Genomic DNA, 24320 nt, shown 5'->3' with positions numbered 1-24320 from the left:
TCAGCTCTTCTGCTGGCGCAGCTTCGTCAGGCAGTGCTGTAACTTATCATCCAGCGGCGCTTCCATGCGCAGCGTTTCACCGCTGTTGGGATGAGTAAAGGTCAGCGCGGCCGCGTGCAGGAACAAGCGGTTAAGCCCCGTGGGAGCCAGTTGGCTGTCAAACGCCCGATCGCCATAGCGGTCATCAAACGCAATCGGATGACCGGCATGTAAGGTATGCACACGAATCTGATGGGTGCGCCCGGTAACCGGGCTGGCTTTGACCAGCGTGGCACCGTCAAAGCGCTCTTCCACTTTAAAACGGGTTTCTGAAGGTTTGCCTTCTCCGCTCACCCGCACCATGCGCTCACCGCTTTGTAGAATATTTTTCAGCAGCGGAGCCTGAACCACTTTTAAATGTGAAGGCCAGTTGCCCTGTACCAGCGCCAGATAATCTTTCTGCATGCCCTTCTCGCGCAGCTGTTCGTGCAGCGAGCGCAAGGCAGACCGTTTTTTAGCGACCAGTAAAACACCGGATGTGTCCCGGTCCAGACGGTGCACCAGCTCCAGAAAACGGGCTTCGGGACGCAACGCGCGCAGCCCTTCAATCACGCCAAAGCTTAGCCCACTGCCGCCGTGTACCGCCGTTCCGGAGGGCTTATTCAATACCAACAGGTGGTCATCTTCAAAGAGGATGGCGTTTGCCAGCGAAGCCACTTTTGCCAGCTTCGGCGACACGGCTTCGTCATCCCGTTCGGCCACGCGCACCGGCGGGATGCGGACCTCATCGCCCTCTTCAAGCTTGTACTCCGGCTTAATGCGTTTCTTGTTCACCCGCACCTCGCCTTTACGCACGATGCGATAAATCATGCTTTTTGGCACACCTTTTAAATGGGTGCGCAAAAAGTTATCAATACGCTGTCCGGCATTTTCAGCCGTGATGGCGACAAATTGTACGCCGGGATTCTCTGTTTTCATGGCGGCGATTCTAAATAGTGTCCCCTGATAGCGCCACCCCTTTTTCTGTGCTTAACTCTCTGCGTCCCCTCAGAACGGGCAATGTGATTGCTGTGATTTACAGCAGCACTGGCGCACTTTCTGTCGCAGGGTTCTTAAAATGTAAAGAAAATTGATCAGTGAGTTAAAGTCGCCTTGCTATATGAAGGTTAGCAGTGGAATAATGCTTAGGTTTCTTAGCTGAAGATTCAGAGAAGAAAACAGCGAAATTAGTTATTTTGTCGGATTGAGCAGACACGCAGCAATGGCGTAAGACGTAATGCGAAATCAGACAGTTAGCGGGCTGCGGGTTGCGGCCTGGACATGAGATGGAGTGCTCGGGTTTACTGAATTATCTCTCGCATTTCCACTATCTGGTGCTGTTGTTCCTTATGAAAAACAGGCCACCGACGTTATTTGCGCCCCTCGCGCGGTCGATAACCGTGAGGTTGACGACATTGCACTAAGTCACGGGGCCATCGGTTGATACTCGTCCAGGGTAACTATGCCCGCAGCTTTAATCACTCATGAAAGAATAACGAGTACGTCACGATGAAAAGAATGTTAATTAACGCAACTCAGCAGGAGGAGTTGCGCGTTGCCCTGGTTGATGGTCAACGTCTGTACGATCTGGATATCGAAAGCCCAGGACACGAACAGAAAAAAGCCAACATCTACAAAGGTAAAATTACCCGTATCGAACCCAGCCTTGAAGCGGCCTTCGTCGATTACGGTGCAGAACGTCACGGTTTCCTCCCCCTGAAAGAAATTTCCCGCGAATACTTCCCTGCTCACTACAACTCTCACGGTCGTCCGAATATTAAAGACGTGCTGCGTGAAGGTCAGGAAGTGATTGTTCAGATCGATAAAGAGGAACGCGGCAACAAAGGCGCGGCCCTCACTACCTTTATCTCTCTGGCCGGTAGCTACCTGGTATTGATGCCAAACAACCCGCGTGCGGGTGGGATTTCACGTCGGATTGAAGGTGATGACCGTACCGAGCTGAAAGAAGCCTTGTCGGCACTGGAACTCCCGGATGGCATGGGGCTGATTGTTCGTACCGCTGGCGTCGGCAAATCTGCCGAATCCCTGCAGTGGGATCTCAGTTTCCGCCTGAAGCACTGGGAAGCCATCAAAAAAGCCGCTGACAGCCGCGCTGCGCCTTTCCTGATTCATCAGGAAAGCAACGTAATCGTGCGCGCGTTCCGCGATTATTTACGTCAGGATATCGGTGAGATTCTTATCGATAACCCGAAAGTCCTGGAGCTAGCTCGTCAGCATATCGCTGCCCTGGGTCGTCCGGACTTTACCAGCAAGATTAAGCTCTACACCGGTGAGATCCCGCTGTTCAGCCATTATCAAATCGAATCGCAAATTGAATCCGCTTTCCAGCGCGAAGTCCGCTTGCCTTCCGGCGGGTCGATCGTTATCGACAGTACCGAAGCGCTGACTGCCATCGATATCAACTCCGCACGTGCGACTCGCGGCGGTGATATTGAGGAAACCGCCTTTAATACCAATCTTGAAGCCGCCGATGAGATTGCCCGTCAGTTGCGTCTGCGCGATCTCGGCGGTCTGATCGTTATCGACTTTATTGATATGACGCCCGTTCGTCACCAGCGCGCGGTTGAAAACCGTCTGCGTGAAGCCGTACGTCAGGATCGCGCTCGTATTCAAATCAGCCATATTTCACGTTTTGGCCTGCTGGAAATGTCCCGCCAGCGTCTCAGCCCATCGCTGGGCGAGTCCAGCCATCACGTCTGTCCGCGCTGTAGCGGCACCGGCACCATTCGTGATAACGAATCCCTGTCATTGTCTATTCTGCGCCTGATTGAAGAAGAAGCGCTGAAGGACAACACCAAAGAAGTGCATGCCATTGTGCCGGTTCCGGTTGCCTCTTATCTGCTGAACGAAAAACGTGAAGCAGTGAATGCTATCGAGAAACGTCAGGGCGGCGTGCGTGCGGTCATCGTTCCTGACGACAGAATGGAAACGCCGCACTACTCCGTTTTACGCGTGCGTAAAGGTGAGGAAACCCAGACGCTGAGCTACCACCTGCCGAAGCTGCATGAAGCTGAGATGGCGATGCCATCAGAAGAGGAACATGCCGAACGTCGCCGTCCGGAGCAACCTGCGCTGGCAGCGTTTGTGATGCCTGATGCGCCGCCGGCACCTGCGGAAGCCTCTCCGGATGTGGTTACCGCTGCTCCAGCGTCGGTTACTGAGACCGCCCCTGCTGCTTCGGCAGCACCTGCCAGTGCGGGCCTGGTAAGCCGTTTGTTAGGTGGATTGAAAAAACTGTTTGCTAGCGAACCTGCTCCAGCTGCTGCCGAGCCTGTTGCTGAGGTTTCTGAACCGCAGAAAGCCAGCGAAGAAGAAAATGGCAATCAGCGTGGCGATCGTCGTAACAACCGCCGCAACAACAATCGTCGCGAGCGTACGCCACGTAATGGCGACAGCACGCAGCAGCGTGAATCCCGTGATAACCGCGAATCTCGTGACAACCGTGACGCTCGTGATAACCGCGAGCCTCGCGACAGCCGCGAACCGCGTGAAGACAATCGCCGCAACAAGCGTCAGGCACAGCCGAATGAAGCGCGTGACGATCGTCCGGTACTGAGCGACGAAGCCCGTCAGCAACGTGATGAGCAGCAGCAACAGCGCCGCGAACAGCGTGCTGAACGTCAGCGTCGCCGTCAGGAAGAGAAACGCGCCCAGCAGGATGTCAGCACCACGGTTGAAGAAGCCGTTGAGGTTGTAGCCCCGGTCGCTGTGGATGCGCAGGAAGATGAGCGCGTGCAGGTAATGCCACGCCGCAAACCACGTCAACTGACGCAGAAAATCCGCGTTGGCGAAAACACTGACCAGCCTCAGGTGGCGGCTATTGAGTCAGCTGAACCTGTTGAAGCTCGTCAGGTTCAGCCTGTTGTTGAAACCTCGCAGGTTGAGGAGACGGAGGAACATGACGGTCGCGATAATGCCAATATGCCGCGCCGTTCACGCCGTTCGCCTCGTCATCTGCGTGTCAGTGGTCAGCGTCGCCGTCGTTACCGTGATGAGCGTTACCCGACGCAGTCCGCCATGCCGTTAGAAGCCGCCTCGGCTTCTCCTGAAATGGCCTCGGGCAAAGTCTGGGTTCGTTATCCGGTCGCGCAAACGAATGAAGAGCAAACCCTTCAGGACACAGCGAAAACGACGCCAGATTACCACCGCGAAGAAACGGCACCAGCCATTGCACTGCCTGTCGTGACTGATGAAGCCCCTGCTTCCCAGGCTGCACCGGTGCAAATTGCTGAACCGCAGGCTGAAACTCCGGTTACTGTGGTGAATACTGATGATACCCACGCGATTGATGCGCCGGTGAATCATGAACCCGCGGTAATTCCAGCGGCCGTTGAAGCCCGTGCTGAAGAGATTGCGCAACAGGCACAGCCTGCTGACGTTGCCGAAGAACCTGAGGTTAACGCACCAACCGCAGTAGCATCCGCCGCAGTAGAAACGGCGCAATCTGCAACGGCAGAACATGCCGGCACCGACGTGAGCGCAGCGACCGAAGCCCAGGTGGAAGAGGTCTTAAACGCGCCTGTCGCCGCTGAGGAAACCCTCACTCCGGTTAGCGAACCTCATGCGCCGGTTGCCGCACGCGATGTTCCTGTAGAGGCGGTTAACGCCAATGTCGAAACGCGCTGGAAGCATTTTGCCTCTGCGCCGATGACTAAGGCACCTGCACCTGCATGGCAACCCGAGCCTGCGCCTCAGAGTGACTGGCAGCGTCCTTCTTTCCAGTTTGATGGCAGAGGATCGGCGGGCGGCCATAGCGCCACCCATCAGGCCACTGCACCTGCTACCAAGCCGTAAGGCCAGGTAACGGTATCGACAAACCCGGCTCCGGCCGGGTTTTTTATTGCCTGTTGTCTGCTGTATTACGAAGAGAAAGCCACTTTTGTGCCCTGGCGACTGCATGTGGAAACTCCGGGCTTTGTCGCCAGACAGTCAACCCCTCTGCCAGCCTTCGTAGCCGTCCATTGCCTGTCCCCTGCTAGCAGCCTTACCTCTTCATCGTCGGCGAGCCAGCTTTCCCCCTTATCCCACCACCAGCGTGTCGTTATGCCGGGCAGAGGATTTAGCCTCAGCCCTGACTGATACGCCACCGGACGCATCAATACCGACCTCCGTGAAAGGGCGAATATCCAGGCAAAAAAAATCCCACCATCCCTTATCGGGAAGGTGGGAAAAACTAAGCGCACCCGGTTAAAGTACGCCCAAATTTCGTTTTATGAATTTAACTGAAACAGTGACATCTGAGACATATCGGTAAAGGTCTTGTAAGAAGCCTGCAGCGCCTGCTGTTGCATGGTGTAGCTGGAGATCGCCTGGGTGTAATCAACGTCCACCAGGCTGCTCATCTGGGAATCATAAATTACCTTGCGATCGTCCCCCTGTGCATTCAACGTATCTAACTCTTTCAGCTGGGTACCGATCTCGGAACGGACGCTGAGCACGTTGTTAAGCGAGTTGCTCAGGCCACGGCTGGTTTTATCCATTGCCGCAGAAAACGTGGCTTTCGTCGCATCGTCCGCGCCGTTTTGCGGCACTTTCAGCGCACTGATGGCGCTGTCCAGCATGTTAAACACGTTCGTTTCACTGGTACCGCCGTTAGGCTCTTTCACCGCATTGCTGGTAATCGACATCACGATGCTGTTGCCGGTGTGACCGATGGTCATCGTACGGTCAGTGTCCACTTTCTGGGTAATCGCATCGGTTCCGCCCTGATAAGTGACGCCGCCCGCACCATCCACAAACGGTGGGCTATCCGTTTTGTAACCTGCAAAGATATAACGTCCGTTGGCATCTTTGCTGTTTACCTGATTGAGTAACTGCGCACGAACCCCTTCCAGCTGCGTGGCATAAGAAGCACGGTCGTCGTCGCTTAAGGAACCATTAGCGGAGGCCACAATCATCGACTGCGCGCTCATGATGCTGTTCGTGACGCCATTAAGGGTGTTTTCTTCCAGCGATAATCCCTGGTCGGCAAAGGTACGCGCGACAGAATACTGGCTTGCCTGCGCCTGCGTTTGCGACAGCACGACCGCACGAGACGCGGCAATCGGGTCGTCTGAAGGATTAGACACTCTGAGTCCGGTGGAAAGCTGTTTTCCCGCATTTAACCAAGAGGACTGCGCATCGCTAACGCCGCGAACCTGCTGGTCAAAAATCATATTTGTACTGAGTCGCATGATGTCCTCTGCTTTTAGTTGATGCTAAGCAGGGCGTCAAAAACGGTGCTGGCCGTTTTTAAAACCTGCGCATTCGCCATGTAATATTGTTGGTATTTCGTCAGGTTCGCGTACTCTTCATCCAGGTTCACGCCAGAAACAGATTGCTGGCGGTTGGTTAGCTGCGTCACCACGTTTTGCTGCGTCGTGCTGGCGGTTTTGAGTGCCTGGGTTTTGTTGCCGACGGTACTCACCATCGCGCCGTAAGCCTGGGAAATCGTCGCGTTGCCGTTAACGACTTTGGCATCCTGCAATGCCAGCAGCTTTTGCGCATTGCGGTTATCACTCTCACCGCCGGTCGCGGCCGCCGCGGCGATTTGTGATCCGCTGGTAATAGCAACCGACATGCCGTTAACCACGTTCTGAACCGGTTTCACCAGGAAACTGTCTTTGGCGTTTGGCGTGCCGTTGACCGTCAGGCTCATCCCATCCAGGTTAAGCGTCGTAGCGCCGCCCGAGGTAGTGGGTGTGAGCGTGGTTTTGGTGTTATCTGACAAACGTGTCGCTGACCAGTTTGTCCCGTCATAGCTGACGGTATAGTTTGATGCCTGCAGGGCACTGGTGTCAGTCCACGCTGCCGTCAGGGTGGCAGAAGAGGTATTTTTGCTGTTCCCCTGCACCGTAGGACTGCCGATATTAAAGAAGTCGACGCCCTGATTACCGTTGCTGTCGAAGCCTTGCTTGTGCACGGTGTTAAAACTGGTCGTAAAGGCAGCCGCTAACTGGCCCAGTTGGTTTTGTGCCAGGTCCAGATCCTGCGAACGGAAGCTCAGCATACCGCCCAGCGACCCCGTGGTCAGAGACGATTCCGGAATCTCCACGTTGCCAGCCTGAGGGTCGACATAACCTACTGTGGTGCGCGTCAGGTCACTGCTGGACGGCATGGCCACCAGCTTGGTGGACTGAAAACCATTCACCAGTGACGTGCCGTTCGCCATCGAAACCGTATAGCTGCCGTCTTGCTGTGACACTGTCACACCAACGATATTATTCAGGCCGTTCACTAACTGATCGCGCTGATCAAGCAAATCATTCGGTGTTGCACCGTTAGCCGTGCTTAGTTTGGCAATTTGCTGGTTAAGATTCGAGATCTGCGTGGTGAAGGTATTAATCTGATCGACGTTAGAGGCAATATTGGTGTTCACGCTGTTTTGCATGTTGGTCAGGTACTGCGCCTGAGTCTGGAACTGGTTAACCAGCCCCTGCGAGTTGCTGAGCATCGACTGGCGCGCCGCCGGATCGTTGGCGTTACTGACCACGTTTTGCATGTTGCTGAAGAAGCCCTGAATCGCCGTTGACAGGTTAGTGGTCGACGTCGACATCAGATCATCAATATTAGATACCTGCGAATACTGGGTATTCGCCGCATTATAATTGGCCGACGATCCGCGCAGCTGAGCGGCGATAAAACCGTCATATTCACGCTGAACACCGGTGACGTTAACACCATTGCCGTAATAGCTTTTCCCCTGCAGGGTACTGTTTGCTTCGGCCAGAATGGTGGTCTGACGCGAGTAGCCCGCGACAGTGTAATTACTGATATTGTTACTGGTCGTGCTTAAGGCGGCCTGTGCGGCACTGAGCCCGCTCATTGCGGAGTTAATTATGCTGGACATCTCGGTTCCTTACATTCCCCCGTTGGACGGGTCGCTGTCATCAGTGTGGTCGCCAACGTACGCTGGCGCGCCTGGCTCTTGCTGTTATTATCGGCATGCTTAAGTGAAACTTGAGGCCGAATAATCAGAACAGGGTGCTTAAATCCTGGCTATACGCTTTAACCACTTTTTCACCCATGCTCTTGAATTGCTGAATCATTCCAACCAGTTTCTGTGCATATTTTGGATCGGTCGCATAACCGGCAGCCTGCAATGCCTGTGCGCCCTGCTCCGCGCTCTGCGCATTTGTTACGGCCGCATAACGTGGATTGTTTGAAATCAGTTTGACGTAGTCATTCAACGCTTCGAAATACGATCCGTAAACGCGGAAGCTGGCGCGCACTTTTTTTGCTTCGCCATGCTCGTATTCCGTGGTCATGATATCGGTTGTTTCACCCTTCCAGTTGGCGCTGGCTTTAATGCCGAAGACGTTGTAACTCGGCTTACCGTCACGGGTCAGGATTTGACGTTGCCCCCAGCCGGACTCCAGCGCAGCCTGCGCCAGAATCAGGTGGTGCGGAATCCCGCTCTGCTGGCTGGCAGCCTGAGCAGGCTGCGTCAGTTGGGCAATAAAATCGCGGCTGTCGCCGGGCAGTCCCGTTGGCGAGGCTGGCGGCAGACGCGGCATGGCTTTGCGCACCATCTGCTCCAGTGGCGTTGCCCCGATATTGCTCATAATGAAACTGTTATCCAGTTTCATCGGAACGGTGCCGGCGGTCTCATCCGGGGCTTTGGCGGGTTCCATCTGTTTCACGATGATATCCGCCAGGCCCAGGCCACGTTTTCCGATGTCTTGCGCAATCTGCTGATCGTACATTGAAGTAAAAAGTTTGGTCTGTTCATTGCTGAGTACGCCGTCCTGCGGTAACGCATCGCGCATACTCTTTAGCATCATCTGAACAAACATCCCTTCGACCTGCTGTGCCACCTGCAGCGCTTTTCCTTTCGGATCGGCGGTGACCTGGCGTTTAAGGTCGTTCAGTGAGCGGCTGTCAAAAGCCGCATTCATCAGCGATTGCGCATCATTCATCAGATAATTTCCAGTTTAGCGCGCAGGCAACCCGCGCTCTGCATTGACTGCAAAATAGACATCAGCTCGATAGGCGATGCGCCCAGGGCATTCAGTGCACGTACCACGCTGTTCAGGTTGGCGCTGGAATTCACCCGTTGCAGGGCACCGCCGCTCTGACGCAGGTCGATCTGTGTATTGGTGGTTGCCACGGTTTGTCCACCCGCCAGCGGTGTATCAGGCTGGCTGACGTTCTGCTGCTGATTAACCGTCACAGACAAGTTGCCCTGCGCCACTGCACAGGTGTTCAGTTTCACTTCACGATTCATCACGACAGAGCCGGTACGCGAGTTGATAATGACTTTGGCATCTTCAACCGGGACAGACACATCGATGTTCTGAATCTCGGCCAGCAAGCGAACCTGTGCACCGTTGTTAGGTGATACGCGTACCTGAACGGTGCGGGCATCCAGCGGCTGCGCAGAGCCGTAGCCGCCACGTCCATTGATCGCATCCGCAATACGTTGCGCCATAGAGAAATCGGCGGTGTTGAGCTGCAGGTTAATGGTGTTTTGCGAGCCAAAGTTGCTCTGCAATTCACGCTCAACCGTCGCGCCTTCGGTAATACGTCCGCCGTTCAGTTGGTTAACCTGAACACTACTTCCCCCGGCAGAAGCACCCGCACCACCGACCAGGATATTCCCCTGAGCCAGGGCATAAACCTGGTTATCCACGCCTTTCATCGGCGTCATTAATAACGTCCCGCCGCGCAGGCTTTTGGCATTACCCATGGATGAGACAACCACATCCAGCGTCTGTCCCTGACGGGCAAACGAGGGCAATTTAGCCGTGACCATTACAGCCGCTACGTTTTTGAGCTGCATGTTAGTGCCGGGCGGCACGGTGATGCCCAACTGGGACAACATGTTGCTGACAGTCTGCGTCGTAAAGGGTGTCTGAGTGGTCTGGTCACCCGTACCATCCAGACCCACCACCAGCCCATAGCCCAGCAGTTGGTTGTCGCGCACACCTTGTACGGTGGTTAAATCGCGGATCAGATCGGCGTGAGCCATCAGACTTACGCCTAACAGTAACCACAGACCGACACGCCATAATGCTAACTTTTTCATTGAAACCTCTTAGAACGGCGAGATGTTCAGGAAGAAACGCTGCAGCCAACCCATGGTTTGCGCTTCATTGATATAACCATTTCCGATGTACTCAATACGTGCATCGGCGACGGCCGTTGACAACACCGCGTTACTGGCACTAATGGTGCGTGGGTTAACCACGCCCGAGAAGCGGATAAACTCGGTGCCCTGATTAATGGCAATCTGTTTTTCACCGACCACGTGCAGGTTGCCGTTCGACAGAACCTGATCCACGGTCACGGTGATGGTGCCGGTAAAGGTGTTGTTGGCAGACGCGCCGCCTTTACCTGCGAAATCATTTTTGCCACCTGCCGCAAAGTTGGCTTTTTCACCTGCAGCGCCTGCCAGACCGGCAAGGCCCGTAGGTACGGCGGTAATGCCCAGGCTACCGCTGCCGTTTCGGCTGGCGTTAGAGGACGAACTTTTGCTGGCGCTGACGTTTTCTTGCAGCGTGATGGTCAGCGTATCGCCGATATTACGTGGGCGACGATCCTCAAACAGCGGCTGATAACCGTAGTTGAGCGGCGCGACGCCCTGAAAAATTGAACCGTTCACCACCGGTGGTGCAGATGGCAACGGCTGAGCCGTGGTCGCCCCTTGCACCAACGGCGTGCGCGGTACCAGTGCACAACCGTTAAGAGTGAGTAGCAGGCTTGCTACTAACCAATGTCCAGGCTTGAGAATATGTTGCATCGCCACGGAGTCACGACCTTATAAATGACTATTCTTCAGGCCAGCCTGAGCCGGCCCTGTTCGCATTACAGCTGAGTTAACTTCGCCAGCATCTGATCGGAGGTGCTGATCGCTTTGCTGTTAATTTCATAGGCGCGCTGCGTCTGGATCATGGTGACCAGTTCTTCAGCAACGTTAACGTTGGAGGTTTCGGCATAACCCTGATACAGCAGACCTGCGCCGTTCTGGCCAGGCGTGCTGTCAGTCGGTGCACCGGATGCCTGGGTTTCTTTGTAAAGGTTTTCACCTACGCTATCGAGACCGGCGTTGTTGATAAAGGTGCTCAGGGTTAACTGCCCGACCTGCGCGGCCTGAGTTTGCCCCTGCTGCGTGACACTGACGACACCATCACGCGACACAGTAATGCTGGTGGCGTTGGCTGGAATCGTAATGCCTGGCTGTACCGGGAAACCGGAGTTGGTCACTAACTGACCATTCTGATCCACCTGGAACGAACCATCACGGGTGTAAGCAGACGTACCATCTGGCATCTGGATTTGGAAAAAACCCTGCCCGTTAATGGCAATATCTTTCGAGTTGTTGGTCTGCGACAGGTTGCCCTGTGTATGCAAACGCTCAGTCGTCACCGGACGCACACCGGTACCAATTTGCAAACCTGATGGCAGCGTGGTTTGTTCTGATGACTGGGTACCCGGTTGACGCATTGTCTGGTACATCAGATCTTCAAATACCGCACGTGAACGCTTAAAGCCATTAGTACTGACGTTTGCCAGGTTGTTGGCGATAACGTCCATGTTCATCTGCTGTGCATCAAGACCGGTTTTCGCGATCCATAAAGAACGAATCATGTATTTATCCTCGTGCCTTAGCTGCCGATGCTCAGCAACTGATTGGCTTTTTGTTCGTTTTCGTTGACGTTAGAAATGACCTTCATCTGCATCTCAAAACGTCGGGCATTGGCGATCATATCGACCATGGTCTCGACCGGTTTAACGTTACTGCCTTCCAGAACGCCAGGCATCACCTGCATGGTGGGATCGGCCTGCAGCGCCGCGCCGCGTGTAGCCTGCGTCGCGGCGGTTGGACGGAACATGCCATCATCCCCGCGCTGTAACTCTTTACCTGTTGCCTGAACCAGCTTCAGACGACCCAACTGCACCGTGGCATTCGGTGAGTCGCCTGCGTTAAGTCCGGTAATAGAACCGTCAGCCGCAATGGTGACCTCTGTGCCTTGTGGGATCACAATCGGACCACCGTCGCCCATGACGGGATTGCCCTGCACCGTCAGCGTGCCGTCCGAACGGATTTGCATATTACCGTTGCGGGTATAGGCTTCGCTGCCGTCTGCCGTTCGTAGTGCAAGCCAGCCGTCCTGCTGCATCGCCACATCCAACGGACGTTCGGTGTAGTCCATTGCACCCTGACTCATATCGGCGCCCGGCGTGGACGCCGTTACCAGCGTACGCGTTGGCAGCGACCAGCCAGTAACCGGTACAGCACGCAACGCGTTCAACTGCGCCCGGAAACCGGGCGTTGATGCGTTGGCGAGGTTGCTGGCGGTAACCGCCTGCTGATCCAGTGTCTGACTGGCCGCGCCCATCGCGGTATATATCGCGTGATCCATAGAGCAATCCCGTTAGCGAATTAACGTAAGTTGACCAGGGTGTTAAGGATCTGGTCCTGCGTTTTGATGGTCTGCGCGTTCGCCTGGTAGTTGCGTTGCGCGACGATCATGTTGACCAGCTCTTTACTCATATCAACGTTCGAGGACTCCAGCGCACCGGCGGTCAGTGAACCAAATGTTCCGGTGTTCGCCAGGCCAACTGCAGCCTGTCCAGACGCATTCGTTTCCGACCAGACGTTGTCACCCTGAGATTTCAGGCCTTCCGGGTTAGAGAAGCTCGCCAGAACGATTTGTCCCAGCAACTGAGTACGTTGGTTGGAATAACTGCCGGTGATGGTGCCGTCATTATTAATGGCGTAGCTGGTCAGGTCGCCTGGGGCATAACCGTTTTGCGTGGCGTTACCAAAGGTGGTCGCACCGGTGTTTTGCTGCAGGCTGCCCACAAAGTTCAAGGCCACGGTCGTGCCATTTGCGCCATTGACACCAGGAATGGTGATACTGGCTGTGCTTGGCGTGGTTGAACCCGCGACAACGGCGCCTGTCGCATCCAGGCTGGACACACCGGTCATTTGACCGTTGGCATCGTAGGACATCTGGTAGTTACCCACAGCGGAACCCGCGGTTGAGTCAATGCCATGAATCTTCCAGGTGTTGTTTGCCGTCTTAACAAAATACATGTCAAGCGAGTGGGCGTTACCCTGCGTGTCGTACATGGTAATTGTGTTTTTAGCACTGTACGTCGTCGGGTCAGTGGCTGAAAACTTGGTGTCATCCAGCGTTGCAGACGTTGAGTTCAGCTTTGCCACCTGGTTAGCCGTGGTGGTCGCGTTCGCAGACATCTGCGTGGTTGGGATTTTAATCGCAACCGGGTTAGCACCGCTTTGAATCGTTGGCGGCACGCCTGATGCCGGATAACCGGTTACATTCAGACCCTGGGTATTCACCAGGTTACGGTTCTGATCGAGTGTGAACTGGCCGTTACGTGAATAGGAAACCGCGCCCGCAGAGTTGGTCAAACGGAAAAAACCGTTTCCGCTCAGCGCAACATCCAGTCCACGGCTGGTGGTGGTGGTTGAACCATCGTTAAAGTTCTGGATAACGGCGGCAACTTTTGTACCCAGACCTACGTTAGAGCCGGCGAACATGTCGGCAAACGCGATGGTACTGGATTTGAAGCCCGCTGTGGCGGAGTTAGCGATGTTGTTACCGATAACATCCAGGTTACTTGAGGCAGCGCCGAGACCGCTGACCGCTTGTGAAAATGACATTTAAACCTCTCCTGTCTACAGGTGAATCAGAGAATCTGACGTACGTCGTCAAGGGTGGCGGAGCCCATGGTGCCGAGATCCAGTGTTGCGGTATTACCCGCCGTGCTTACGCCATTGACGTAGGCATAATTAAGTGGCTGTGCTACCTGTTGACCGCTGCTGTTACTGGCAGCAATCGCAACTTTGTATTTACCATCTGGCGCAACGCTGCCATCAGGTAATTTTCCGTCCCACGAAAAGGTGTGAACGCCCGCAGTGAGTGAACCCAAGTCCTGGGTACTGACCACATTGCCTTGTGCGTCACTGATCGTCGCCGTGGCGGTGGTCGCTGCGTTAGTCAGCTCAACGCCAAACGGTGTCGTGGTGCCTTTGCCTACCAGGATCTGGGAGCCATTGACCATCACCCCATGTCCAATCAGCGTGGAGCTCTGCAGAGACTGGCTGGTGCTGATCTGGCCGGAAATCGATCCCAGCGTGGTATTCAGTTTTTCAATACCGCTCAGGGTGTTGATCTGTGCCAGCTGCGTCGTCAGCTGACTGTTATCCATTGGATTTGTCGGGTCCTGGTTTTGTAACTGTGTGACCAGCATGGTCAGGAACTGGTTTTGCAGGTCCTGAGAACTGTTCCCCGTGCCGGTGCTGGACGAACTCAGTACCGTGGGGTCCAGCTTTTCATTAACGCCTACCGAGATAGCCATTATTTTTCTCCGTTACTGACCCAGGGTCAGCGTTTTCATCATCATCGACTTCACGGTGTTCAGTACCTCGACGTTAGCCTGGTAGCTGCGTGACGCCGACATGGTGTTCACCGTTTCGGCTACCACATCCACGTTAGGCATTTTCACGTAACCTTTGTTGTCTGCCATTGGGTTACCTGGGTCATAGACCAGTTTTGCCGGCGTAGGATCGTCCACGACCTGCGCCACTTTCACACCACCTGTCGCAGCACCGGGAGCAGCATCGGTCTGAAAAACGACCTGTTTTGCCACATACGGCTGTCCGTCCGGGCCGGTCACGCTGTCGGCGTTAGCCAGGTTACTGGCGCTGACGTTTAATCGCTGTGATTGCGCGGTCATTGCTGAGCCGGCAATGTCAAAAATATTAAGCAAGGCCATAATTATTGCCCTTGTAACACGCTCATCATGCCTTTGATTTGGCTACTGATAAGCGTGAGGTCGGTTTGATATTTCAGGCTGTTATCCGCGAACTGCGTACGTTCGCGGTCCATATCCACGGTGTTACCGTCGGCAGATGGCTGATCCGGAATGCGATACAGCATATTCATTGACGGTGCCGAGTTCGTCTGCGCTTCAATGTGACGCGACGAAGTGACTTTGAGCGCCAGGCTACTGCCTTCAGCACGTCCATTCGCCATTGCCCGATTCAGCTCGCTGGCAAAGTCGATATCCCTGGCCTGATAGCCCGGGGTGTCGGCGTTGGCAATGTTAGATGCCAGAATCTCCTGACGTTGAGCTCGCAGGTTAAGGGCTTCGGTACCGAAATGTAGCGCCGCATCGAGTTTGTCGAGCATGCTTCCTCCGCAAATGAGAATTTCGAGTTGGCAGCTTAATCGGGAAAAAGCAAGAGTCATCGTCTGAATAACGCCTCAAATCGTCGCTATTTTTGCTCTTGAGTTTTTTTTTAAGCGCGTACACTCGTTGACATCATCAGTGAGGAAAAGCACATGCGTGGATATCCAGCCCTGTTAGCCGGCCTGCTGGCCCTGTTTGCCTTACCCGTTATGGCAGGCGATTTCAGTGCCCAACTGAACCAGTTTTTTAAGGCGCGTGATCCCCAACACGCGGCAGGCATGAATGTGGTTATCCGCACGCCGCAGACGCAGTGGCCAGCGTGTGACGCACCACAATTTACCCTGCCGGGCAACAGCCGGGCATGGGGCAACATGAGTGTGGCGGCTAACTGCGGTGAGAATCGCCGTTATATTCAGGTGCAGGTACAGGTCACTGGGGCGTATCTGGTCGCTAAAAACGCCATTCCCCGTGGCAATACCGTTAGCAAAGATGATTTCCGCATTGAAAACGGACGTCTGGATACGTTGCCTCCGCGCACGTTGCTCAACGATGAGTCAGTAGCGGATGCGGTGGTCTTGCGTGATATCCAACCGGGGCAACCTGTAAGTCAGTCTATGTTGCGCCAGCCATGGCGCGTTAAAGCAGGCCAGGATGTGATGGTCGTGGCCAGCGGAGACGGGTTTGACGCTAGCGGTGAGGGCAAAGCGTTGAACAATGGCACGATATCGCAGTGGGTTCGGGTGCGTATGGGAAATGGTCAGGTTGTGAGTGGTCGTGTGAGCGATGATGGGAAAATTCTTATAACACTATAAAACATTAAAGAAGCCTGTTTATCTGCCGATAGAAGAATCAGCTAAGCGATTACGCTATTATGATTCAGGTGGCAGACTCCCCTGACCTCACAGGAGCCCGAATATGAGCATCGACAGAACACAACCGTCTAAGCCCGCAAGCACCGTGCAAACACGTGACAGCAGCGAGCAACAAACTGCCCGAGTGCGTCAGAGCAGCAGTACAACTGCAACCACGCCTGCAGCCGCCCAGGTTAACCTGAGCAGTGCACAAGCACAGCTTATGCAGCCCAGCAGCCAGGACATTAATGTCCAGCGCGTAGAACAATTGAAAACCGCCATTCGTAATGGCGAGTTGAAGATGGATACTGGCAAAATCGCCGATGCGCTAATTGCCGACACTAAGGCGTATTTAGAGGGTAAATAATCCCCATGAGTAATTTGCTGACCACGTTAGATAAGATGCAGGAAGTGCTGGTGTCTCTGGCCACCGTGCTGGATGAAGAGCAACAACAGCTGTCGTCTGGAATGATCAACAGCAACAACTTGCAGCGCATTACAGAAGATAAAAGTGCGCTACTGAGTACGTTGAATTATTTAGACGAGATGCGTCGTAGTAACGAGAAAAGCCTGGGTACATCTGCCCCTTATCGTGGTCAGAGTGACATGGCGCGCCGCTGGGAAGGTATCCAGCAGCACACGCGTCGGTTACACAATGCAAATACTCACAACGGTATTTTGTTGCAGCATCAAATTACCTTTACCCATGACGCTTTAGACGTTCTGAAACCTCACCAGACGCAGGCGTTTTATGGCCCGGACGGGAAAGGACAAGGGCAGGCAACGCTGAGCCGTAAAGGCTGACCGGTGTTGCTGTCACTCCCCAGAGACAACCTGTTGTCTCTGCTGGGTGATGACAAACCTTAAGTCATCCGTCTTGAAAAAACCGTCATCTCACAGGGATGACGGTTTTTTTTATATCCCAACGCCCGGGTCTGAACGCGCCTGCGCGCTGCCGTATCGATTCTTTCGGCGCGGGCGCCTCGCCATTTATGAAATTGCAGACTGATATCAGGCTTGCCTGAGACGTGGCAATAAACACAGGCAATTCCGTCTGATCATGGCGGCTTCACCCGCCATGTCCTTCGCGCTGGAGATAATAGCCGCTTAAGCCTGACGTGCATCTCACCCAACGAGAAGACACGCATTCCGTCAGTCACTCTTGCTCCTGCTTAAAAGGCCTCCCAGTTTTCATGTCCGACGTCAGGCACAGTCAATACTGCGTCAACGGATTTGGCTACCGCAGAGAAAGGGGGAAGGGAATGGGTTACAGAGTGGTTTTCGATTTTGAAAACTGAAACGGCCTGGGTCAGTTTATCGGCCTGATCTTCGAGCGAAGCCGCCGCCGCCGAGGCCTGTTCAACCAACGACGCATTCTGCTGTGTCACAGCATCCATTTCGGTAACAGCCTGACTAACCTGCTGAATGCCCTTGCTTTGTTCATCGGAGGCCGCCGCGATTTCAGAAATAATGTCATTCACCCGGCGAAAGGACTCAACTGTTGCCATCATAGTACTGCCCGCGTCGCTGACAAGCGCAGTGCCGCCGTTAATCAGCCCGACAGAAGCCGAAATCAGTGTTTCGATTTCTTTTGCCGCCTGCGCGCTGCGCTGCGCCAGGTTGCGCACTTCACTGGCAACAACGGCAAAACCACGGCCCTGTTCCCCTGCCCGCGCGGCTTCTACCGCCGCATTCAGCGCGAGAATATTGGTCTGGAAAGCAATGCTGTTAATAACACTGGTGATTTCTGCAATCTTTTTCGAGCTGCCGGAAATGTCGTCCATCGTTTTTACAACGCGGTTCACAATGTCGCCGCCCGTCTGGACTTTACCCGACGCGTCAGATGCCATCTGACACGCATGATGAGCATTGTCTGCGTTTTGCTTCACCGTCGCAGTCAGTTGCTCCATGCTCGCCGCCGTCTGTTCCAGTGATGCGGCTTGCTGTTCTGTCCGGGACGAAAGATCGCTATTGCCGGAAGAAATTTCTCCCGCACTCTGGAGAATCGCGATTGCGCCAGTGCGCACCGAGCCGACCGTATTCGACAAGGAGGACTGCATCAGTTGAAGACTGGACAACAGCCGGCCCGGCTCGTTGCGTCCACAGGCGGAAGGCCTGGCGGTCAGGTCGCCATGGGCGATCAGGTCAATACGGAACAGAGACTGCCGTAACGGGGTAATCACCACCCTTTTGAGTAACACAAAAGCGAGTAGCACAACCAAAACTGACGACACAAAAGCCGCTAACATGGTGATATAACCTGTCTTAACCTGCTCTACGGCCTGCTGTTTTATATCCTGAGAGCGCTGATTCCGCATCTGAATCGCTTTCATCAGCACATCTTTATAGGCCCTGTCGAGGGTGTCGGCCTCGGTTTCATCTGCAATGATCTCTTCAAAACTGCCCTGTTTGGCCGCCTCGATCATCGGCAGCAGTCCCTTATGAAGATAATCGTTAAATCGGGACTGAAGCTGCGCATCAAGATCGATCCCGGCTTGCGTCTTAACGGCGCGGCTAAGATAAATGTTGAGTCCTTTCTCGGCCTTCTTAACGCTGGCATCGGTGGCGAGTAAAAACGCGTTATATTTGTCGGTGTCCGCAATGCGCGTGGCAGCACCCGCCTGAATGATATTCAGCCTTGCTGAACGCATGTGCGTTGAACTGTCAAGCAGCCCCTGCCGGACCTCAATTTCATCAGTCGAAACGTCAAGCGAATGCCTGCCCTGGCTCAGAAACCAGGCGGAAATACTGCTGCTTAATACGAACAGAAATAAGATGCTGCCGAAGATCAGACTGAACAATGGAATAAGCTTGAGGTTGTGCCAGAGACTTAGCTTTTCGTTTTCAGTGGCGTTGGTGTGCATTTCCCTTCTCTCCTGTTGATGATTGACTGACTGTATTCATCGGCAGGACAGGAAAGGGTTTTATGCAAAAATCTACTTTTGAATCAATTTATTACAACATTAGCATTTTCACGATCCCGCTTTTCCAGATACGAAAGATCAACGAATAAACCGTGAATTATTGATGACAAATCTCAGTGAAACGCTTTTTTCTCGCTACATCACAGGTTTTACCTTCATCACAACGCTTTATTCATCAACCCTTGCCATAACGTGAGCCGGTATCACCTGCGCTTTATAGCGCAACCAGGAGCGTTGCATCATGGCTGTCATTGAGTGAGGCCGAGGGAACGCCGTACCTCACCCTGCTCTGCGCCTGGGCAGTAAAAAGCCGCAACGCGATCCGTTGCGGCTTGCATAAAGGGTTAACACATCACGCCACGCTCAAGGCATTTTTACATTCAGACGGTCGTGCGTCGCGCATAATCGCGCAGGCGAAAGCCCATCAGCCCAAGCGCCAGGAAGTAAGCGCCACCGCCAACGGCACAGACCAACGCCAGCCGCAGCAAACGCCACAGCATGTTGCCCTGCTCCCAGACAGGCATCCAGTAGAGCATCGCAAACAGCGCGGCAGCCATTATCACGACGGCCACCAATAAACGCAGTAAAAAACCTACCCATCCCGGTTGCGGCTGGAAGATCTTCTTTTTACGCAGTTGCCAGTAAAGCAGCGCGGCATTCAGACAGGCACCCAAACCAATTGAGAGCGCCAGCCCGGCATGCTTAAGAGGGCCGATAAAGGCCAGGTTCATAAGCTGAGTCACAATCAGCGTTACAATAGCAATCTTGACCGGAGTTTTAATGTCCTGACGTGAATAGAATCCCGGTGCCAGTACTTTCACCACAATCAGGCCCATCAGGCCGACGGAATAGGCGATCAGGGCGCGCTGGGTCATCGCCGCATCAAAAGCGGTAAACTTGCCATACTGGAACAACGCGATAGTCAGAGGCCCGGACAACATGCCTAACGCCACCGCACTGGGTAACGCCAGCAAAAAGCATAAGCGCAGGCCCCAGTCCATTAAGCGCGAATATTCATCATGATTGCCACTGGAGAAACTTTTCGCCAGTGACGGCAACAAAATGGTTCCCAGCGCAACACCCAGTACGCCGGAAGGAAACTCCATCAGGCGGTCAGCATAATACATCCAGGAAACGGAACCAGACACCAAAAAAGAAGCAAAAATGGTGTTGATGATGAGCGAGATTTGACTGACCGACACGCCCAGAATCGCGGGCCCCATTTGACGCATAACGCGCCATACACCGGCATCACGCAGGTTGAGACGCGGCAGGACCAGCATCCCCAGTTTTTTGAGATGGGGTAACTGGTAGCCCAGTTGTAACACGCCGCCCACCACTACGGCCCACGCCAGTGCCATAACCGGCGGATGAAAGTGCGGTGCGGCAAAAAGGGCAAAACCAATCATGCTGACATTCAGCAAGGTTGGCGCAAATGCGGGAACGGAGAAACGGTTCCAGGTGTTCAGTATCGCCCCGGCCAGGGACGCCAGGGAGATCAGCAGAATATACGGAAAGGTTACGCGCAACAGCGCGCTGGTGAGGGCGAATTTATCTGCGGTGTCCGCAAACCCCGGCGCGGTCACCAGAATAACCCAGGGCGCGGCAACCATTCCTGCCACGGTCACCAGGGCCAGTGCCAGGGTAAGCAGCCCCGATACGTAGGCCACAAACAACCGGGTGGCTTCTTCTCCCTGCTTACTTTTGTATTCCGCCAGAATGGGGACAAAAGCCTGCGAGAACGCGCCTTCAGCAAAAATACGTCGCAGCAAATTGGGCAGTTTAAACGCCACAAAGAAGGCGTCAGTGGCCATGCCGGCACCGAATACACGCGCTACAATGGCATCACGGGCGAAGCCCAGCACGCGGGAAAACAGAGTCATAGAACTGACCGCTGCCAGCGATTTCAACAAATTCATAATTGATGGGGCATCCTGAAAAGAATCGGCTAAATGCGTGACTTAGCACGGGTTAGGTCACAGCTCGGGCGATAGTCTACTGCCATCGTGCGAAATGACCAGCGATGAGTGTTACAAGGCATTATTCCCGTTCGGCATCGCGCCACATCGATTCGACCACGCGTTGCGCCAGCAGGGCCTGCTCGCCGCTGGTCTCCGGCTTTGTCTGATTTTCGACACATTGAATAAAATGTTCTGCCGCCCCGACAAAACCGCGTTGGGCAAGATGGCTCTGCCATGGCGCAGGCGGTGTCATGATCACGCCCGCCCCGCGCTCCTCCTGCCAGTCGCGCATATCCAGAATATCAATGCACTTGCCATCCCCTACCGCGCTGATGCGTTCACGCTGGCTTCCTGCGCGACGATGCATGCTGGTGGTCACCTGCACCTGGCCGGCATTGAAATGGTGCTCAGCATAGAGCATTTGTCCCTGTTCATTGGTGGCGATATGTCCCTGGCGGGGAAGCGTGCGCCCTCCGGCCAGCCACAGCGCGGTGTCGACGACATGAAGGTAATCATCCAGTAAGGTGAAGCGCAGATCATGCGGCCCTACGCTGTCGCCGCGATGTTTCTCAATACGCAGTGAGGCAACGGCGTCCATCTCCGCCTTGAGCTGCTGATAGCGGGGCGCAAAACGGCGGTTAAAGGCCACCATCAACCGGCGCTGTTTCTTTTCGGCCAGCGTCACCAGCATTTCAGCCTGGTTAAGGGTTTCCGCCAGCGGTTTATCTACACACACATCCTTTCCTGCCAGCAGCAGCGCATGCACCACTTCGTAGTGGCTGGCGGTACTGGTATGAACAAACACGGCATCACAGGCGGCAGCAAGGTCATTCAAAGACCCGAAACACGGAATACGATAACGTTCACAGACGACCTGCGCTTTTGCCTGATTAGGGGAAAAGGCACCGACCAACTGCCAGGATTGAGCCTGAGACAGAACCGGCAGCCAGGCCTTTTGTGCAATACCACCCATCCCGACTAAACCAATGCGAATCGTCATCTATTGTTCTCTTTCCAGTAAAAGCGCCAGTTGCGCCTGTAAGTCTGCAACAGACTGCTCCAGCAACGTCACGCGTTCCAGTAGCGCAGCATCATCCGGGACGGCATCAGCCTGAGAGGGTACTTGCTCCACGTCGCCGGCAAACAGGTGCATAAAACGGCTTTCACGTTTGCCGGGTTCGCGGGCCAGGCGCACCACCATTGCACCGTCTTCGCGTGATGCCAACGCTTCCAGGGTCTGTTCAACCTCGGTGACATCTGCAAACTCATGCAGGCGACCACTTCGCGTGCGCAGTTCGCCCGGGGTTTGCGCCCCGCGCAGGAACAGTAATGTGAGCACGGCGACTTCTGCACGACTCAGTTGCAAATGACCAAAAGCTGAATTACAGAAACGCTGTTCGTATTTAACGACCCGTTGACCGAAGCCGCTGTTAGACGTGACCAGGTGTTTTTTTACCAGTAGATCGAGTTCAGCCTGCACGTCGCTTTCGCTCAGCGCCATAACCGGTTCGCGGTTTGATTTCTGATTACAGGCGGTCACTACGCCGTTTAATGAGAGCGGATACTGTTCCGGTGTAGTGATTTGCTTTTCCAGCAGGCAACCCAGAACGCGCAGGGCCTGCGCTGATAAGGCCATCTTCATTCAGCATTCCTCTTCTTACCCACGACGATTAGGTGTCCATTCTTTGCAGGTTAACGCCGTGAGGACATGATCCTGCCACTGGCCGTTAATCATTAAATAATTTTTAGCATATCCCTCTTTTTCAAAGCCCAGGCGCGCCAGCAGATCACCACTGCGCTGGTTGTGCGGCATATAGTTAGCCATGATGCGATGAATATATTGTTGCCGCTGCATGTACGGGATCGCCGACTGCAGTGCCTCAAACATCATGCCCTGCCCCTGCCACTTCTCGCCGAGGGAATAGCCGAGATAGCAGGCATGAAACGCCCCACGCAGGACATTGCTAAAGTTCGCCACGCCGCGGACTTCCGTTTCGTTGCTGTCCATCAAAACAAAGTAGAAAGCTGAACCCTGTTTGTGCATCTCTGCAATCAGGCCCAGCCGGGCCTGCCAGCCAGACGGATAGCAGTGGCTGTCATCGCGTACCGGTTCCCAGGGTCTGAGAAAATCGCGATTTTCAGCATAGTAGTCCGCTAATCGCCACGCATCGCGTTCGTGAACCAGTCTTACCACCAGCCGCTCGGTAGTGAGTCGCACCCTCAGCGCGGCAGAACGATAGCCAAACATCATCTCTCCTGAAATCCATGGCGGGAAGGAAATGCCAGTCTTTGATAACATTCACTATAACCGCCGCCAGGTCTGCGGTAAAACGTTACACACACAATGGCCGCCGGGCTGTTTGTTTATCATCCGACACGCTGACCGTGAAGGTGATCGGAATGGTTTTACGCTGACCGGCATGATAAAGGCCGCGTCTGATGTCGCCGTGGTTTTCATCCCTTCCTTGCTTCGCCTTGACGGCATCAGCCCCTGAAGAAGCCGCCTGACTTGCGCCAGAAGGCACATTTACCGGACAAGATCAGGCTGTGCATTTATGCCTGTGGGATCTCCAGCGCCCTTGCTGAAAGGCACATACGGCAACGCCATCTCAGCCCATTCCTGATGACAGACTGCCTGCATTCAGGCAGGCTATGGCGTGATCTACTTTTTCATTTAAATGAGGGAAATATGAAGAAGGCTTTTTACGGGCTGATTGCCCTGTTTTTAGCGGTGTTGCTGAGCGGCTGTAATCAGTTAACCCAATACACCATCAGCGAACAGGACGTGAATCAGGCACTGCAAAAACACAATAATTTCGAAAAAGACATTGGTGTGTCGGGACTGGTTAATGCCCATATCGTGCTGAACAACCTCACCAGTCAGATTGGTCGTGAGGAGCCGGGTAAGGTCACGTTATCGGGTAATGCCAAGATCAATGTGTCCTCGCTGTTTGGCCCACAGCAGGCCGATATGCAGCTCAAGATGCGCGCCCAACCTGTGTTCGACCAACAGCAAGGTGCCGTCTACCTGCGTGATATGGAAATCGTGGATGCGCAGGTTCAGCCAGACAAGATGGCTTCTATCATGAAAACGCTGACGCCCTACCTGAATCAGTCGCTAAAAAGCTATTTTGACCAGCAGCCTGCGTATGTGCTGAGCGCCGACCGCAGTAAAGCTGAATCGCTGGCGAAAAAATTTGCTAAAGGTCTGGAAGTTAAACCTGGCGAACTGGTGATTCCGTTCACCGATTAATGCTTTACCGATGTCTTGATCCCGCTTCAACTCCGCGCTTTTCGGCGCGGATTTTTTTTGAGATGCAAAAACAGGTGCAAACGGTTGCCTGAGTCCTTATGCTTATAACCCGGCCCAAACACGCCATTCGTTTATCCTTCATGCCGGA

Annotated in this window: 22 protein-coding genes; 5 read left to right on the top strand and 17 right to left on the bottom strand. The window is 54.2% G+C overall.

The features are described 5' to 3' along the window. The gene (rluC, locus tag A6A26_RS12800; RefSeq protein WP_063879074.1) at positions 1-957 is read right to left on the bottom strand and encodes a 23S rRNA pseudouridine(955/2504/2580) synthase RluC; all 957 of its coding nucleotides are present in this window, start codon (positions 955-957) and stop codon (positions 1-3) included. A 570-nt stretch (positions 958-1527) separates the two neighbouring features. On the opposite strand from rluC, the gene rne reads away from it, so the two are divergent. Further along, entirely contained in the window at positions 1528-4833 is a 3306-nt protein-coding gene (rne, locus tag A6A26_RS12795) for a ribonuclease E (protein ID WP_063879073.1), read from the top strand. Between the two features lie 416 nt (positions 4834-5249). Here the strand turns inward: rne and flgL are convergent, their stop codons facing one another. From flgL to flgB, 11 genes are all read right to left on the bottom strand, one after another. After that, positions 5250-6212 (bottom strand): flagellar hook-associated protein FlgL, encoded by a 963-nt coding sequence (flgL, locus tag A6A26_RS12790; protein WP_063879072.1) that lies wholly within the window; start codon positions 6210-6212, stop codon positions 5250-5252. 14 nt (positions 6213-6226) lie between these two features. After that, positions 6227-7867 carry a flagellar hook-associated protein FlgK gene (gene flgK, locus A6A26_RS12785; RefSeq protein ID WP_063879071.1) on the bottom strand — a complete coding sequence of 547 codons (1641 nt, stop codon included), beginning with the start codon at positions 7865-7867 and terminating at the stop codon, positions 6227-6229. A 124-nt stretch (positions 7868-7991) separates the two neighbouring features. Then, the gene (gene flgJ / locus A6A26_RS12780) at positions 7992-8936 is read right to left on the bottom strand and encodes a flagellar assembly peptidoglycan hydrolase FlgJ (protein ID WP_063879070.1); all 945 of its coding nucleotides are present in this window, start codon (positions 8934-8936) and stop codon (positions 7992-7994) included. Continuing rightward, positions 8936-10045 (bottom strand): flagellar basal body P-ring protein FlgI, encoded by a 1110-nt coding sequence (locus A6A26_RS12775; RefSeq protein ID WP_063879069.1) that lies wholly within the window; start codon positions 10043-10045, stop codon positions 8936-8938. Before A6A26_RS12775 ends, flgJ begins: the two co-directional genes overlap by 1 nt. Before the next feature lie 9 nt (positions 10046-10054). Then, positions 10055-10759 carry a flagellar basal body L-ring protein FlgH gene (locus A6A26_RS12770; protein WP_172823921.1) on the bottom strand — a complete coding sequence of 235 codons (705 nt, stop codon included), beginning with the start codon at positions 10757-10759 and terminating at the stop codon, positions 10055-10057. A 65-nt stretch (positions 10760-10824) separates the two neighbouring features. Next, the gene (flgG, locus tag A6A26_RS12765) at positions 10825-11607 is read right to left on the bottom strand and encodes a flagellar basal-body rod protein FlgG (protein WP_063879066.1); all 783 of its coding nucleotides are present in this window, start codon (positions 11605-11607) and stop codon (positions 10825-10827) included. 17 nt (positions 11608-11624) lie between these two features. Beyond that, a complete protein-coding gene (locus A6A26_RS12760) occupies positions 11625-12383 on the bottom strand; it encodes a flagellar basal body rod protein FlgF (protein ID WP_063879065.1) in 759 nt (252 codons plus the stop codon). A gap of 20 nt (positions 12384-12403) precedes the next feature. After that, the gene (gene flgE, locus A6A26_RS12755; RefSeq protein WP_063879063.1) at positions 12404-13651 is read right to left on the bottom strand and encodes a flagellar hook protein FlgE; all 1248 of its coding nucleotides are present in this window, start codon (positions 13649-13651) and stop codon (positions 12404-12406) included. Between the two features lie 26 nt (positions 13652-13677). After that, positions 13678-14349 carry a flagellar hook assembly protein FlgD gene (gene flgD, locus A6A26_RS12750; RefSeq protein ID WP_063879061.1) on the bottom strand — a complete coding sequence of 224 codons (672 nt, stop codon included), beginning with the start codon at positions 14347-14349 and terminating at the stop codon, positions 13678-13680. 12 nt (positions 14350-14361) lie between these two features. Next, on the bottom strand, positions 14362-14766 hold the full coding sequence (gene flgC / locus A6A26_RS12745; RefSeq protein ID WP_063879059.1) for a flagellar basal body rod protein FlgC: 405 nt from the start codon (positions 14764-14766) through the stop codon (positions 14362-14364). Between the two features lie 2 nt (positions 14767-14768). After that, positions 14769-15182: a flagellar basal body rod protein FlgB gene (flgB, locus tag A6A26_RS12740; protein ID WP_063879057.1), complete on the bottom strand. Its 414-nt coding sequence runs from the start codon at positions 15180-15182 to the stop codon at positions 14769-14771. A gap of 153 nt (positions 15183-15335) precedes the next feature. On the opposite strand from flgB, the gene flgA reads away from it, so the two are divergent. The 3 genes from flgA (at position 15336) to flgN (ending at position 16838) form a co-directional block, all read left to right on the top strand. Beyond that, positions 15336-15995: a flagellar basal body P-ring formation chaperone FlgA gene (gene flgA / locus A6A26_RS12735; RefSeq protein ID WP_063879055.1), complete on the top strand. Its 660-nt coding sequence runs from the start codon at positions 15336-15338 to the stop codon at positions 15993-15995. A 103-nt stretch (positions 15996-16098) separates the two neighbouring features. Beyond that, on the top strand, positions 16099-16401 hold the full coding sequence (gene flgM, locus A6A26_RS12730; RefSeq protein ID WP_063879053.1) for a flagellar biosynthesis anti-sigma factor FlgM: 303 nt from the start codon (positions 16099-16101) through the stop codon (positions 16399-16401). A gap of 5 nt (positions 16402-16406) precedes the next feature. Then, positions 16407-16838: a flagellar export chaperone FlgN gene (gene flgN / locus A6A26_RS12725; protein WP_063879051.1), complete on the top strand. Its 432-nt coding sequence runs from the start codon at positions 16407-16409 to the stop codon at positions 16836-16838. Between the two features lie 368 nt (positions 16839-17206). Here flgN and A6A26_RS12720 read toward each other — a convergent pair whose 3' ends face one another. The 5 genes from A6A26_RS12720 to rimJ all read right to left on the bottom strand — a co-directional run bounded on the left by A6A26_RS12720 (position 17207) and on the right by rimJ (position 23167). Next, positions 17207-18898, bottom strand: a complete 1692-nt coding sequence (locus A6A26_RS12720) for a methyl-accepting chemotaxis protein (RefSeq protein ID WP_063879049.1) — start codon at positions 18896-18898, stop codon at positions 17207-17209. Positions 18899-19338: 440 nt separating this feature from the next. Beyond that, a complete protein-coding gene (gene murJ / locus A6A26_RS12715; RefSeq protein ID WP_063879048.1) occupies positions 19339-20877 on the bottom strand; it encodes a murein biosynthesis integral membrane protein MurJ in 1539 nt (512 codons plus the stop codon). Positions 20878-20998: 121 nt separating this feature from the next. Next, positions 20999-21919, bottom strand: a complete 921-nt coding sequence (locus tag A6A26_RS12710) for a Gfo/Idh/MocA family protein (protein ID WP_063879047.1) — start codon at positions 21917-21919, stop codon at positions 20999-21001. After that, entirely contained in the window at positions 21920-22561 is a 642-nt protein-coding gene (locus tag A6A26_RS12705; protein WP_063879046.1) for a DUF480 domain-containing protein, read from the bottom strand. Between the two features lie 15 nt (positions 22562-22576). After that, positions 22577-23167, bottom strand: a complete 591-nt coding sequence (gene rimJ / locus A6A26_RS12700; protein WP_063879045.1) for a ribosomal protein S5-alanine N-acetyltransferase — start codon at positions 23165-23167, stop codon at positions 22577-22579. A 441-nt stretch (positions 23168-23608) separates the two neighbouring features. On the opposite strand from rimJ, the gene A6A26_RS12690 reads away from it, so the two are divergent. After that, entirely contained in the window at positions 23609-24172 is a 564-nt protein-coding gene (locus tag A6A26_RS12690; RefSeq protein ID WP_063879043.1) for a lipoprotein, read from the top strand. The last annotated feature ends 148 nt before the right edge of the window (positions 24173-24320 follow it).

This window comes from Pantoea sp. OXWO6B1 (assembly GCF_001641135.1).
GTDB lineage: Bacteria > Pseudomonadota > Gammaproteobacteria > Enterobacterales > Enterobacteriaceae > Pantoea > Pantoea allii.
Note: the sequence above shows the minus strand (reverse complement) of the source record. Positions and strands in the feature narration are given on the sequence as shown.

What these genes read in the sequence shown, in the direction of transcription:
- rluC (WP_063879074.1), bottom strand. Translation starts at nt 957, where the DNA reads ATGAAAACAGAGAATCCCGGCGTACAATTTGTCGCCATCACGGCTGAA.
- rne (WP_063879073.1), top strand. Translation starts at nt 1,528, where the DNA reads ATGAAAAGAATGTTAATTAACGCAACTCAGCAGGAGGAGTTGCGCGTT.
- flgL (WP_063879072.1), bottom strand. Translation starts at nt 6,212, where the DNA reads ATGCGACTCAGTACAAATATGATTTTTGACCAGCAGGTTCGCGGCGTT.
- flgK (WP_063879071.1), bottom strand. Translation starts at nt 7,867, where the DNA reads ATGTCCAGCATAATTAACTCCGCAATGAGCGGGCTCAGTGCCGCACAG.
- flgJ (WP_063879070.1), bottom strand. Translation starts at nt 8,936, where the DNA reads ATGAATGATGCGCAATCGCTGATGAATGCGGCTTTTGACAGCCGCTCA.
- A6A26_RS12775 (WP_063879069.1), bottom strand. Translation starts at nt 10,045, where the DNA reads ATGAAAAAGTTAGCATTATGGCGTGTCGGTCTGTGGTTACTGTTAGGC.
- A6A26_RS12770 (WP_172823921.1), bottom strand. Translation starts at nt 10,759, where the DNA reads ATGCAACATATTCTCAAGCCTGGACATTGGTTAGTAGCAAGCCTGCTA.
- flgG (WP_063879066.1), bottom strand. Translation starts at nt 11,607, where the DNA reads ATGATTCGTTCTTTATGGATCGCGAAAACCGGTCTTGATGCACAGCAG.
- A6A26_RS12760 (WP_063879065.1), bottom strand. Translation starts at nt 12,383, where the DNA reads ATGGATCACGCGATATATACCGCGATGGGCGCGGCCAGTCAGACACTG.
- flgE (WP_063879063.1), bottom strand. Translation starts at nt 13,651, where the DNA reads ATGTCATTTTCACAAGCGGTCAGCGGTCTCGGCGCTGCCTCAAGTAAC.
- flgD (WP_063879061.1), bottom strand. Translation starts at nt 14,349, where the DNA reads ATGGCTATCTCGGTAGGCGTTAATGAAAAGCTGGACCCCACGGTACTG.
- flgC (WP_063879059.1), bottom strand. Translation starts at nt 14,766, where the DNA reads ATGGCCTTGCTTAATATTTTTGACATTGCCGGCTCAGCAATGACCGCG.
- flgB (WP_063879057.1), bottom strand. Translation starts at nt 15,182, where the DNA reads ATGCTCGACAAACTCGATGCGGCGCTACATTTCGGTACCGAAGCCCTT.
- flgA (WP_063879055.1), top strand. Translation starts at nt 15,336, where the DNA reads ATGCGTGGATATCCAGCCCTGTTAGCCGGCCTGCTGGCCCTGTTTGCC.
- flgM (WP_063879053.1), top strand. Translation starts at nt 16,099, where the DNA reads ATGAGCATCGACAGAACACAACCGTCTAAGCCCGCAAGCACCGTGCAA.
- flgN (WP_063879051.1), top strand. Translation starts at nt 16,407, where the DNA reads ATGAGTAATTTGCTGACCACGTTAGATAAGATGCAGGAAGTGCTGGTG.
- A6A26_RS12720 (WP_063879049.1), bottom strand. Translation starts at nt 18,898, where the DNA reads ATGCACACCAACGCCACTGAAAACGAAAAGCTAAGTCTCTGGCACAAC.
- murJ (WP_063879048.1), bottom strand. Translation starts at nt 20,877, where the DNA reads ATGAATTTGTTGAAATCGCTGGCAGCGGTCAGTTCTATGACTCTGTTT.
- A6A26_RS12710 (WP_063879047.1), bottom strand. Translation starts at nt 21,919, where the DNA reads ATGACGATTCGCATTGGTTTAGTCGGGATGGGTGGTATTGCACAAAAG.
- A6A26_RS12705 (WP_063879046.1), bottom strand. Translation starts at nt 22,561, where the DNA reads ATGAAGATGGCCTTATCAGCGCAGGCCCTGCGCGTTCTGGGTTGCCTG.
- rimJ (WP_063879045.1), bottom strand. Translation starts at nt 23,167, where the DNA reads ATGTTTGGCTATCGTTCTGCCGCGCTGAGGGTGCGACTCACTACCGAG.
- A6A26_RS12690 (WP_063879043.1), top strand. Translation starts at nt 23,609, where the DNA reads ATGAAGAAGGCTTTTTACGGGCTGATTGCCCTGTTTTTAGCGGTGTTG.